At 41.3% G+C, this 12,063-nt stretch carries 9 protein-coding genes and 2 pseudogenes; 4 read left to right on the top strand and 7 right to left on the bottom strand.

The window, feature by feature from the left end:
• Positions 1 to 12: 12 nt before the first annotated feature.
• Positions 13 to 1,343 (bottom strand): annotated as a pseudogene (locus tag DW083_RS18595) (PhoH family protein).
• An 855-nt stretch (positions 1,344 to 2,198) separates the two neighbouring features.
• Here DW083_RS18595 and DW083_RS18585 point away from each other — a divergent pair.
• Positions 2,199 to 3,407, top strand: a complete 1,209-nt coding sequence (locus DW083_RS18585) for a DUF4861 domain-containing protein (RefSeq protein ID WP_122333430.1) — start codon at positions 2,199 to 2,201, stop codon at positions 3,405 to 3,407.
• A 66-nt stretch (positions 3,408 to 3,473) separates the two neighbouring features.
• Here DW083_RS18585 and DW083_RS18580 read toward each other — a convergent pair whose 3' ends face one another.
• From DW083_RS18580 to DW083_RS18570, 3 genes are all read right to left on the bottom strand, one after another.
• Positions 3,474 to 6,011, bottom strand: a complete 2,538-nt coding sequence (locus tag DW083_RS18580) for a hypothetical protein (protein ID WP_233552285.1) — start codon at positions 6,009 to 6,011, stop codon at positions 3,474 to 3,476.
• A 134-nt stretch (positions 6,012 to 6,145) separates the two neighbouring features.
• Complete coding sequence (locus DW083_RS18575) at positions 6,146 to 6,904, bottom strand: GNAT family N-acetyltransferase (protein ID WP_122333443.1); 759 nt, start codon at positions 6,902 to 6,904, stop codon at positions 6,146 to 6,148.
• Positions 6,905 to 6,926: 22 nt separating this feature from the next.
• Positions 6,927 to 7,769 (bottom strand): AraC family transcriptional regulator, encoded by an 843-nt coding sequence (locus tag DW083_RS18570; protein WP_122333428.1) that lies wholly within the window; start codon positions 7,767 to 7,769, stop codon positions 6,927 to 6,929.
• A gap of 153 nt (positions 7,770 to 7,922) precedes the next feature.
• Between DW083_RS18570 and DW083_RS18565 the strand changes: the two genes are divergently transcribed.
• Together DW083_RS18565 and DW083_RS18560 are read left to right on the top strand one after the other, a co-directional pair.
• Positions 7,923 to 8,579, top strand: coding sequence for a YitT family protein (locus DW083_RS18565; RefSeq protein WP_122333427.1), 657 nt, complete (start codon positions 7,923 to 7,925; stop codon positions 8,577 to 8,579).
• Positions 8,580 to 8,751: 172 nt separating this feature from the next.
• Positions 8,752 to 9,261 carry a nitroreductase family protein gene (locus tag DW083_RS18560; protein ID WP_122333426.1) on the top strand — a complete coding sequence of 170 codons (510 nt, stop codon included), beginning with the start codon at positions 8,752 to 8,754 and terminating at the stop codon, positions 9,259 to 9,261.
• 75 nt (positions 9,262 to 9,336) lie between these two features.
• Here the strand turns inward: DW083_RS18560 and DW083_RS18555 are convergent, their stop codons facing one another.
• From DW083_RS18555 to DW083_RS18545, 3 genes are all read right to left on the bottom strand, one after another.
• Positions 9,337 to 10,197: a hypothetical protein gene (locus DW083_RS18555; protein WP_122333425.1), complete on the bottom strand. Its 861-nt coding sequence runs from the start codon at positions 10,195 to 10,197 to the stop codon at positions 9,337 to 9,339.
• Positions 10,198 to 10,272: 75 nt separating this feature from the next.
• Positions 10,273 to 10,839 carry a Crp/Fnr family transcriptional regulator gene (locus tag DW083_RS18550; RefSeq protein ID WP_122333424.1) on the bottom strand — a complete coding sequence of 189 codons (567 nt, stop codon included), beginning with the start codon at positions 10,837 to 10,839 and terminating at the stop codon, positions 10,273 to 10,275.
• Positions 10,840 to 10,849: 10 nt separating this feature from the next.
• The gene (locus DW083_RS18545; RefSeq protein WP_122333423.1) at positions 10,850 to 11,605 is read right to left on the bottom strand and encodes a class I SAM-dependent methyltransferase; all 756 of its coding nucleotides are present in this window, start codon (positions 11,603 to 11,605) and stop codon (positions 10,850 to 10,852) included.
• Between the two features lie 254 nt (positions 11,606 to 11,859).
• On the opposite strand from DW083_RS18545, the pseudogene DW083_RS23115 reads away from it, so the two are divergent.
• Positions 11,860 to 12,063, top strand: a pseudogene (locus tag DW083_RS23115) (hypothetical protein); the annotation flags it as partial.

The raw sequence follows: 12,063 nt of genomic DNA, 5'->3' as shown, positions 1-12,063 counted from the left end.
GTGAATTATTTGTTACAATAAATTAGACGCTAATTCGGACAACTGGCTGCGTTCACCTTTTATCAGGTTGACATGGGCAAACAGGTCCTGTCCTTTCATCTTATCCACCATATAGGCAAGCCCGTTACTCTGGGCATCCAGATAAGGCGAGTCGATTTGCTGGATATCACCGGTAAAGACCATTTTCGTTCCTTCGCCGGCACGGGTGATAATCGTCTTGATCTCGTGCGGCGTCAGGTTCTGCGCTTCATCGATGATACAGAATGTATCCGAAAGGCTACGCCCGCGGATGAAAGCTAATGCTTCGATAACCAACTGTCCGCCCTTTTGCAGTTCGTCGATCTTACGGGCATCGGCACTGCCAGGTGAGAACTGTCCCTTGATGACATTCAGGTTGTCAAACAACGGCTGCATATAGGGAGCCACCTTCTGCTTCTCGTCGCCGGGCAGGAATCCTAAGTCCTTATTTGCTAAAGCAACGATCGGACGCGCCAGCAGGATTTGCTTGTAGACATTCACCTGTTTCAAGGCAGATGCTAACGCCAGCAAGGTTTTACCCGTACCGGCCTTTCCGGTCAATCCGACAAGTTTCACATCCGGGTCGTTCAAAATCTCAAAAGCAAAGCTCTGTTCCGCATTGCGGGGCTGGATGCCGTAGTTTGTGCCTTTATCGACTTTCTTGAATGTATTCGTAAATGGATTATAGCGGGCTAATACAGAATTGCGGACACTTTTCAGAATAAAGCATTCGTTCGGGTCCAACTTTGATTTTATGTCGAACAGGTCGCATCGATGCCGTCAGATGTGGCATACATTTTATCGATCAGATCCGGATCGATATTCTCGTAAGTATCTTGTGCACGTTCAAATATATCGACATTGACAACCTTGTCGGTTATGTAATCTTCCACTTCGATACCCAGCGAACGGGCTTTCATCCGCAGGTTCACGTCTTTTGTCACCAGAATGGTTTTTACCTTTTTGTTCTTTTCGGCTTCCGCAACGGAGAGTGTGCACGACAGTATGCGATGGTCTGCTGTTTTCTCCGGGAACGACTGGTAAATCTTCTCCTGATATTTGTCACCGGTCACCACATGCAAAGAACCTTTGCCCGGCCCCAGTGAGGCGCCTTTTAAAAAGAGATCATTGCTGGTCAACGTATCCAGCTCGCGTACGAACTCGCGGGCGTTGTAGTTAATCTGGTCGCTCCCCTTCTTAAATTTATCCAACTCTTCCAACACAACGATCGGAAGATAAATATCATTCTCCTGAAAGTTCTCAATACACTTGTAATCGTGTAAGATAACATTGGTATCCAACACAAAATTCTTCTTTACTCCCATGATCTTTCGATTTAATGATTATGCCTTAAAGATAGAAATATTTCTGACATATTATCCTCCGGCCCTTAAGAATATATCAATTTGACCAAATAATTCTACTTTTCTACAATTTTCACTTAGCCACTCCCCTTTATATTTATAGATACTGTTTTAAATTTCCGAAGGGACTTATTGTATAAAACGCATTTTTCTGGTTAAGAAAAGGTCTGAAAGCAAACAAATGTTAATCCACTTTTCGGACGTCAAAAAGGGACTTTTTCTACTTTTTTGAGTGTTTTTCTCCATTACGACCGTCCAAATCTCCATTACGACCGTGCTAATGTGTAGTGCACTCGGCACCTCGCGAAGATTAGGACGGTCGTAATGGAGATTTGGACGGTCATAATTGGAAAGAGGACCGTTTTCAGGACAAAAAAGCACCTAAATTTCCTTGCGATATTTGGGACGCCGTCCGTTTTATTTTCAAATATTCGATTCTCCGGGAGTTAAGGTTTATCACTTTGTCGGCGTTTATGCCTTCCGGCAATCAAAAAGAATGCTTTTCAGAACGGGCTGCGCACCTCGTTTTTCCTATTGTCAGAAAGGGGAGCTTAAACCGTGAAAAGAGTCAAACCAAAATCGATCAAGATTTCGGATGAAATAGAAAAACAGCCCTAAAAGGGGGTTATTGTAAATCCTACAGCCGTCCGACCTACATATGAACACACAAAAAAAGTATAAATAACCTTTAAACAACAAATCTGCTCAACAAAGCGGCGCTTACTTTTGAAAACTTAATGAATAATCCCTATTTTTACAACCAAATTTGCAAAATCAATATCAACGAATACATTAAATTAAACACATAACAAATTTATGAAGAAGATTTTCAGCTTATTGTTAGCAGCTTCTGCGTTTGCGTGCACGCAGGAAAAGGTGGTCGAGATAACCATCAGCAATCCGTCCGCAACGGACCGTACGAATGAAATTACCGAAATCACATCGGATGCTGTTGCCAAACTGAATGGAGAAACGTTTATCATTTCCGACAACAGCGGTTCCCAGATTCCCTATCAGGTAACGTATGACAACAAAATCATTTTCCCTGTCTCCGTCAAGGCCGGTGAAAACGTGACATACAAGATTACTCCGGGGACACCGGAAGAATTTAAAACGATTGCTTGCGGAAAACAATATCCCGAACGCGTGGACGACGTAGCCTGGGAAAATGACCGCATTGCGTTCCGTACCTATGGTCCTGCCCTTCAGGCTTCCGGAGAAAAGGCTTATGGTTGCGATATCTGGGTTAAATGCGTATCCGAGCCGGTTGTCGATATGCGTTACAAGACGGAACTGGACCCGGAAACAAAAGCAAAGATCGCAGAACTGCGTAAAACGGATCCGAAAGCCGCCCAGCAATTGGCCGAATCGGTTTCATACCATATCGATCATGGCAACGGGCTGGATTATTATAAGGTAGGCCCGACTTTGGGAGCCGGAACTTCCGCCCTGCTGGCCAACGACTCTATCGTTTATCCGTATTGCTATAAAGAGTATCAAATTCTGGATAACGGCCCGCTGCGTTTCACCGTTAAACTGGTTTACAATCCGCTGACCGTAAAAGATAACAGCAACGTGATCGAAACACGCATGATATCTCTCGACGCAGGTTCACAGTTGAATAAGATTTCCGTTGCATACGATAACCTGACAGAAGCTACCCCGGTTGTTACCGGCATCGTATTGCATGAACCGAGCGAAGACTACCAGGCAGATGCCGCTAAAGGTTACATAGCCTATGCCGATCCGGAAGAACCGGCAAACGGCCAGACGTTTGTTGCTGCCATATTCCCGGAAAAGATCAACGAAGCAAAAGCTGTCAAATTTTCGGACAAAGAAAAAGCCGAACGCGGTGCCGAAGGACATGTTTTGGCTTACAGCACTTACAATCCGGGCGACACATATACTTATTACAGTGGTGCAGGCTGGAGCAAATGGGGTTTCAAGAATTCCGCCGAATGGTTCGACTATGTGCAGAAGTTCGCACAGAATCTGAAAGAGCCGTTGACTGTGACAATCAAATAAAGCAAAAACAGGCGGGTAGCGTAACAAAAACTACCCGCTTGTTTTTTTTATTTCTGATTCTATCCCTCAAACATCCAACCTTATCGCAAACAGAAAACGTGCCCCTTCCTCCGAACCGAACCAGGAATATTGAGTCGTCACCTTATTCACAACCGTCAGCCAGAAACCTCCTCCATAAGAAGTATGCCACTTTCGGGAATGCTCGTCAGGAAACCAAACGCGCCCATAGTCGAAGCCGGTAAACAGTCCGTATTTCAGCGGTGTGAACGGGTTTTGGATCTTCCCCATATCCAGCCGGAAATCGGTATGCTGGTAGAAAGACTGCTTTCCGATAAAACGGTTATCCCGGAACCCCCGTAAGGTAATGCCGGCAGCCTGATAAAAATCATATTTATTATTATATAAAAGCTTCACTTCCGCCCCGGTCTCTATCGAAAAACGATCCGAACAGCGGAACGTAGCGGACAGGTCCAGTTTAGAATATGGGAAGTTGCGCCCCGGATTTTTCAGGTTCATCTTCCAGCCGGATGAAGCAGCCACTTCCAGTTTGGGAATAAAAGAAGCCGGAACCATCCTGATCTGATAGGCAGCTTCCGCTCCAGCAAACAAGTTCATCCCATATATCGGATGATTGTCAGGAAGTACCTGGCTGATATAACGGCCTTCCGTCTGCTTGGCTTTATACATCTCAAATGAAGCGGACAACGTTAACTGCTGGTTCCGCTTCATTTCCATGCGGAAAGAAGGGATCAACGAATATTGCCGAAGCGTGACACGGTTATAGTTTTTCGCCTCATCTTTAAAGCCTTCCGAATTATTGCCGTAACCGAAGAAGTTGAAGAAGTTACGGGGCGAAGCGATGAAAGCGTCGAGATTGAAGCTCTTCCGCTCGTCATAAAAAGGAAATGTCCCCTGATACATGAATCCCTGCAAATAGTTGTAACCAATACGGTGGCGGAAGGTGAAAGGCGACTGTTTAAAACCGTACATCGTATAGGTAAAGAAAGCCCCTAAGCTAAAGCCTATATCAGAATCGTAGAATCCCCAGGGAGTGAACTCAAGCTTTTTATATTTCACCTTCTCATAGTCGTAGTCGTGGATAGCGGGACTGTCTGATATGATTTTATGGACACCGGAAACTGATTTCAAGCGGTCACGGTCGGATTCATTCGCATAAATACGAATCCGGCGGGCTTGCTCCATATTATACGTATTACGTCCCGGTCCGGCTATCAGATAGACGGGAAACTCCTTTGCGGCTTCTCCCCTCACCTCATACTCGTCATTGCCATCCAGTCCATACAGCCAGATTTCTTCAGTATCCTTACCGGAATATTTCTTTTGAAAAGAGGGTACAGGATTTCCTTTCGGATAGATGCAGACCCGCAGGCTGTCATGTCCGAAGCGTTCGAGCATGATCCGGTCGTCCCCGTCCGTAGCCGTCAGGACAGGCGTCCGTTGCAGTTTCCGGTAATAACGATGAGCCATATACGGCAGGCTGTCACGACGGATTAGCAGTTTCGTCTTTATTGCATCCGTCTCGGTTCCCTGGATTTCAGGAGGAAGAAGCCGGAATGCCTCGTTTATAACCGAATCGGTCAGGATATTTTGGAGAATCAAGGCTTGCTGCATCCAGACCTGCTCGTCCGCCTGGCCTGTTAATGCCATATCGAGTGTATAGCCAAGCGTATTGATCTTCTCGACATCTTTCGGATGATCGCTGAAGTTTGTAATAAAACCGAGCCCCAAGACTTTCAACATCTGTTTGAACAGCAAGCCGTCGGTCTTTGTAAAGGCATGATTGCGGTCTATCACGATCGGAGTAAACAATATACTGTCGGCCGAATGCACAGCCCGCCAATTCCAGTTTTCGGGAATCTTGTTCCAGTCGCCTATCAGCATATCGTACAAGCGTTCGGCAATATATTCCTGCTGATTCACCTGGTAGGATTTGCTCTGCCGTATCTGTTTGAGCAGCTGTTCGGTAGAAAAGATGTTCCTTTGGGTAGCGGTGTCGGGCACGTTCCGAAGGCTGATCAGTTTGTTGTGGATGCTGGCTCCGGTGTCAATCGTATCTTCCTGTGTTCCTCCCTGCATAAAATAAATACGGGAATTGTTATTACTCAGTCCGGCGATCTCTGCCATCCGGTCGGTGGCAAGAAAAGTGTAAGGGTTAATAATAGTATAGGCATCCCCGATAAACTTATCAAGATAAGTACCCTTGAATTCTTTCTTACTATACATCTCACGAAAGAACTTGGATTCGAGGAAGCTGGTGGAACCGCCAAGCGGTTTGAGCATATACAGCCGGTTATGCCGGTCGGCCAGGATCAGGGCATGGAAATCTGCTGCTTGATCCACTCCCTGCATACCCCCTAAAAGCGTATGTAGCGTGACGGCTTCTACCGTAATCGGAATAGTATAAAGCGTCCGGTAGTGCACGCCCCAAAGCTTATTGTAAAGGTCACTTTTATTTTTCATATCCTGCGGATAGATAGACCGCCTGACAGTATCTTGCACGGCAGCATCCGCACGAAACGGGGACAGCAAGACAAGCAACAGACAAGTAAACACCTCCCGGTAAAACCAATGTATTTGCGCCATTTCACTCATTGTAATTATAACATCGGACAAGAATAAGTTGTTTACTTTTTGATCGCTCCTCTAATGGTTTTCTAATTCCCTTCTGCTTCCGGACTACGGGAAGGCGAGAGAGTGATTAATGAAGGTGATTTCTATCATTGCTTTTCCCTCTTTTTCAATATTCTTTCCAGATAACTGACATCCAACAAATTTACTGTTTCAAATTTACCTTTATAGAATACGCTCCAGTTATTGAAAACGCAAGGCAATTCTTTTGCCTTGCGCAATGTATCCACTTTTATTAAATCGACTGGGATCTTATGCGTCTCACAATATCGTTTTATCATTTCTACATTTTGATGAATATAGGGGCATTGCATATCATAATAAATAGTCAAGATTTGACTATCGATGCTTAGTTTCTTCGCATTCCCTGCAAATTGAGGTACTGTCCCATCAAAGGAAAGCGCCAACAACTCATACCCATTTTCGGTGGTATCGACAACCTCAAAACCGAATTTCATAGCAAAAGACTGATCAGAAAGCCATGATTTTTGTTTTTTCGCACCAAGCATACAAACGCCGGACTTACCCTTCTTTTTGGCATCAGTTAAGCAATACTCCATCAGAGCTTTTCCATACCCTTTTCCTTTATAGTTACCGGAAACCCATAAGCAATATATATAATAATAGTTGTCACCGGTTATGGGAACCCAAGCTGTTTCAAGAGGAGCATATTCAATAAAAACCACAGCCTTCTCATTTAACTTTCTAAAAACATGGCCTTCATCCAACCGCTCAGAGAGCCATTGCCGTTTTACCTCCACACCTGGATGGGGCTTTTTACTGCGGATAATGCAGCATAAATGCTCATCGGCAAGGTTTTCTGCTGTCAAGTTAACAAAATCAATCATCGTTACTTCTTTCTTATAGTTTTTATAACTCAACCAAAGATACAATTCTTTTTGTCATTACACATAGGGCTTCCCGATATTCCGATGGAGAATATCCTGTATGTTTCTTGAAGTAACGGCTGAATGTCGATGGATCGGGGAAATGGAACATCCATGCCACCTCCTGCACAGACAGTGTTGCCGACTGCAGAGCCACTTTCATTTCCAATATGGCGTAGTTGTCAATCCATTGTTTGGCTGTATGCCCCATAGTCTGCTTGATTATCTTGCTGAGATGACGGACAGTAACGCAGAGACAGTCGGCATAGTAGTCCACGGAACGGAAACTGCGGACTTCTTTCTCGACCATTGAAACAAACTTATCCTTGAGCTGCCAGCAGGCTGTAGTCGACTGGACGTCATTGTAAATACGTTCAGCCTTTTCTGCTATTTCATATAATATCATCCTGACACAAAGCACGATCTGTTCATTTTGATAACGATTCTGACTGTCTGCCAATTTCAGTCTAAGTAACTGTATATAATGGTTCATCAGGCTCTCTCCTACTTCACACAAGGAACAGCAGTTATGCTCCCTGAGAAATGAAACTTTATCAGACGGGAACGAATGGAACAGGTCATGAAGAAACTCTTTGGAAAATGAAACGGAAGTGATTTTTAACTGTTCGTCAGCCTCGCAATAAAGAACGATCTGTTCCGGGAAAATCAGTATGGCACTCCCGGGACTCAACTCATATAAATGTTGGTTTATGTAAATGCGGATATGCCCCGACTCGCAGAACAACAGTTCGCCATGTCCGGAACGGAATGGTTGCTGCGGCACACAATCAAATGCGATACTTGTTATTGATAATTTGTCCATCATGAATCCTTTTTGCACTGCAAAAATAGCAATCCAGTGGCAACAAGAGGTAAGAATGTTACTTTTTGCACATTTTAGGCCGCTTTTTTATATCTGCCACCTCAAAGCAAACGACTAATTTCGCAGCCGAATCAAATCGATAAAATTATTAATTATATGAGTAAAAAAGAATTGACAGCCCGCTATGGCTTTTTTATTGCGGGATTATACATCATGGCTTCCGGCATAGCACTAACCATAAAAGCCGGACTTGGAGCTTCATCCATTTCGTGTTGGCCTTATGTGCTGAGTTTAAAATTCCCGGTTTCGCTGGGTACTTTTGTCTTTGGCTTAAATGTAATCCTGATCATAGGACAAATAGTTGTCCTAAAACATGATTTCAAAAAGATTCAGTATCTTCAGATACCGGTATCATTTCTATTCAGCGCATTTATCGACTTGTCCATGCTATTATTTGTTTCTGTCGTCCCCGAAAGTTATCCGGCAAGGTGTATCGTGTTGCTCGCAGGTTGTCTCTTGACCGGCTTGGGGATATCTATGGAAGTCACCGCCAACGTGGTCATGCTCTCGGCAGAAGCATTCATACAAGCTGTAGTTATTAAAAGCGGAAAAGAATTCGGGTATCTAAAAATCTGTTTTGACGTAAGTTGCACGCTGTTAGCGGCAGTATCCTCATTCTTGCTTTTGGGCGGCATCTCGGGAGTACGGGAAGGAACCGTAGCTGCTGCTATTTTCGTCGGACTCTTTGCCCGTTTCTTTCTTCACATGACTCCACGACTTCGCAAAATCCTTATTCGGATAGTTCAAAAATGAAGCATTTGGAGTAAAAGGCAACATCAATGTTTGAAAATCAGGCACCATATAATATCACTAATCCATATCACTGCTACAAATGTAGAAATATATAGCATTTATATTTCAAAAGCCGATTATATAAAACCGGAAATAGTATAACTTTGCTCCGAATAATAAAAACAATCACATTATGGACTTTTTAGAACTTACAAAAAAACGCTTTTCCGCAAGAAGTTATAAATCTGATGCAGTAGAGCAAGAGAAACTTAATAATATCGTAGAATGTGCCCGTTTTGCTCCTTCTGCCGTTAATTATCAGCCGTGGCACTTTTTGATAATAAAGAGCGAAGAGCAACGGCTAAAAGTGCAACAATGCTATAATAGAGAATGGTTTGCCGATGCTCCGGTTTACATCGTTGTATGTGTAGATAGTTCCATTGCATGGGTACGCAAGTCTGATAATAAGAATCATGCAGATATTGATGCTGCTATTGCAACAGAGCATATTTGTTTAGCTGCGGCAGCTCTTGGATTAGGTAGCTGCTGGGTCTGTAACTTTGATGTGGAAATGCTTAAGTCTCACTTTCAGTTACCTCCCGAAAAATATCCTGTCGCCATTGTATCAGTAGGATATGTAAATGAATTGCCTAAACATTCTTCTACAAGAAAACCTGTTGATGAAATAGTTACAATCTTATAAACTTAAAAACGCATACCTGGCAATAGGAAATCCTTGTAAGGTAGTACGTACAATCAATGGAAAGCAAAACGATAATTAAATCAGTAGCATTTGATTTGTACCATTGTATAAACTACCGTCAAACTCTTTATATTGGGCGTATTTGTAGATATCAACCAGCTTTTTACTATAATCTTGTATCATCGCATTGGAGTATTGAGATAAGTTGGTTGCTAAAATTCCACTCCCCAATATACCCGGATTACAAACTATTGTATCTTTCCTAATGGCATTCATAATCAATTCAGAACATGTATAATCTTTAATATTTGCCTTTTTAAGTTTTTCCGATACATATTTATTTAGTCTGGTCTTATCGTTAATTGTCATAAACCCATACCACAACAAACACTTCATGCCCAATCTTGTAGCATTGATTAATACATCAAGATAAGTATATCCATTATGATTGCGTTTGTCTATTTCGTAAGGGTCTATATGCAAGAATGTTGTTCGGGGGAGTGATGGCAATAACTTTAAAACTCCATCGATAGAATCACAATTAAATGTTTTAATTGGTGGAATGCTCGTTTGATGCATTGCAAATGATTCGATGTTTTCTAATGCACTTTCTTCTAAATCAAAAAATAGATACTCTTGAACATTTTTATCCAATACTTTCATGGCTAATGCAGGAGAGCCTAAATAGTTCCCATTTGCCATGTTTTCATTCTCTAATTGATAATAAAGAGAGTTTTTTAGGGTAGAGCTTTTAATTGCTTCATTCAAAAAATGATAAATACCATATTCTTGTTCGGGAGTACGTGCCATTGTGTAGACAGCATAAGCCGAATTTGTTTCTACATAAACTTGCAGTTTCTCGTTATGAAGAACTTCACAAAGAATAAGATGTTTGAAGACATCAGGCTGTTTGCCAAAATGAGTATATGCCACCATAATAATAATGTTTATGATTAAAGTGGCAATATTAAGCAGTATAAAGTAAAAAAGCCTTGACGAAAGTCAAGAGACTTATTTTTGTTGTTGCTTTTTGCGGATTCTGCTTAGTGTTTCAGGAGTTACACCTAAAAAAAGCGCTATTTCCTTCAATGATATTCGTTCTTGTAAATCAGGACATCGTTTCATTAATGCCTGATAGCGTTGTTCGGGAGTATCACAATAGAATCCAAGTAGACGTTGATATATCTCTGAAAACATGGTTTCCGCAATGCGTCTGCCTAAGCGTTGTGTGTCCATATCAGTTTCCCAAAATTGATTGAGTTCGTTTGATGAGAGCAAATAGACTTCACAATTAGTAGTAGCTTGTATGCTGACCGTTGCTCCTGTTTTCTTTATTAAAGAAGGGTAATCACATACAAAATCATTTTCAAAACTGTAACCGACAATCCATTCGTTGCCGTTCGTATCTATGCGAGTAAGTCGGAATGTTCCGGATGTAACAAAACCTATATGATTCGTTTTATCGTTTTGACGAACCATATATTCATTTTTCTTAAGCACTTTCAATGTGCCTTTTTCAAGAAATAGTTTTTCTAACCTTGCGGTATCTATGTTCTCACTCGCATTAAATTTATCCATGCTAAATACTTCATACTGTTAAAACGTATATCTGCTTTTCTGAATTATTATCAAATACTTCTTCCTCAAAACCTCCAAACTTGTGAATAACACTAAATCCAGCCCATTCCAGATATGAATCCAATTCCTGAGGAAAAAACAATCTCATATCCATATTCTGAATTGAATGAAACTCACCATTTATAAAATAATGCCATTCTATGCGATTAATTTGAGTAGCATTTTCATAATGCATTATTTGTTTTATCAAGACTTTCCTTCCATCGTTAGTTATATATTCAGCTATAACTTCTTGTTCCTTTTCGCCTTCAACAATATAATGAATATTAGGGTTAAAACAATCGAGCAAAAATAAGCCTCCTTCTTTGAGATGATTTCTGACACACATTAATGTCTTAAATAAATCTTCATTTTTATATAAATGATGGATTGAATTAAACGGAATAAAAACAAGGTCGAATTTTTCTTGTAAGTTTAATGTTCTAATATCTGCTTCAATAAAATTAATCTCTAATCCTACTTCGGTAGCTTTCACTTTTGCTTGTTCAAGCATTGATGATGTGTAATCTACTCCACAAATATTGTATCCATCCTTTGCAATTGGAATCGTAAGTCTGCCTGTACCACAGCAAAGTTCAAGTATTTTAGCATCCTTATTTTTCGGCAACCATTTTTTGTAAAACTGCAAATCAGATAGAAAGGTGTTTAATCCATCATAAATATTTGCATCATAAATCAAATCGCCAACCTTGTAATCTGTATTCATTTTATTCTTCAATTTACATTCTTTTATTGCACAATATTATTTAAGTGTGTTCCAATTACAGCTAACTTACTTATTACCTATCATGCTACCATTAAGAAATAGAGTGTACTCCTTTATTGTTTCACCCGCAAAAATATTAAATAATTGGAATACAATGTGATTTATCATGTTGGAATAAGAAATTTATATCACACTTATTTAGAAATGAGAGATCGCAAGACAAACCGTCCCTGTTATTAGAAGTGTGTCTTTTTATGGCTTTCGACGGCTCACCCCGAAAAGTTGTGGAGAAAGCAAAAAATAATTATTTTTGCTCAATGGAAACAGGTTACGAACTATTCTTACCCGAAGGCATATTGACTTACTTTGAAGTAACCCATGCCGATCGCACAGCAACAGCCATATTAATATACTTAGATGAGAAGGACTTATCCGAGGAAGAACGAAGTGGAAAACAT

It is taken from the genome of Parabacteroides sp. AF48-14 (assembly GCF_003477465.1).
GTDB lineage: Bacteria > Bacteroidota > Bacteroidia > Bacteroidales > Tannerellaceae > Parabacteroides > Parabacteroides acidifaciens.
Note: the sequence above shows the minus strand (reverse complement) of the source record. Positions and strands in the feature narration are given on the sequence as shown.

Bases quoted from the DNA above. Each gene is read 5' to 3' on its own strand.
- DW083_RS18585 (WP_122333430.1), top strand. From the start codon at position 2,199: ATGAAGAAGATTTTCAGCTTATTGTTAGCAGCTTCTGCGTTTGCGTGC.
- DW083_RS18580 (WP_233552285.1), bottom strand. From the start codon at position 6,011: ATGGCGCAAATACATTGGTTTTACCGGGAGGTGTTTACTTGTCTGTTG.
- DW083_RS18575 (WP_122333443.1), bottom strand. From the start codon at position 6,904: ATGATTGATTTTGTTAACTTGACAGCAGAAAACCTTGCCGATGAGCAT.
- DW083_RS18570 (WP_122333428.1), bottom strand. From the start codon at position 7,769: ATGATGGACAAATTATCAATAACAAGTATCGCATTTGATTGTGTGCCG.
- DW083_RS18565 (WP_122333427.1), top strand. From the start codon at position 7,923: ATGAGTAAAAAAGAATTGACAGCCCGCTATGGCTTTTTTATTGCGGGA.
- DW083_RS18560 (WP_122333426.1), top strand. From the start codon at position 8,752: ATGGACTTTTTAGAACTTACAAAAAAACGCTTTTCCGCAAGAAGTTAT.
- DW083_RS18555 (WP_122333425.1), bottom strand. From the start codon at position 10,197: ATGGTGGCATATACTCATTTTGGCAAACAGCCTGATGTCTTCAAACAT.
- DW083_RS18550 (WP_122333424.1), bottom strand. From the start codon at position 10,839: ATGGATAAATTTAATGCGAGTGAGAACATAGATACCGCAAGGTTAGAA.
- DW083_RS18545 (WP_122333423.1), bottom strand. From the start codon at position 11,605: ATGAATACAGATTACAAGGTTGGCGATTTGATTTATGATGCAAATATT.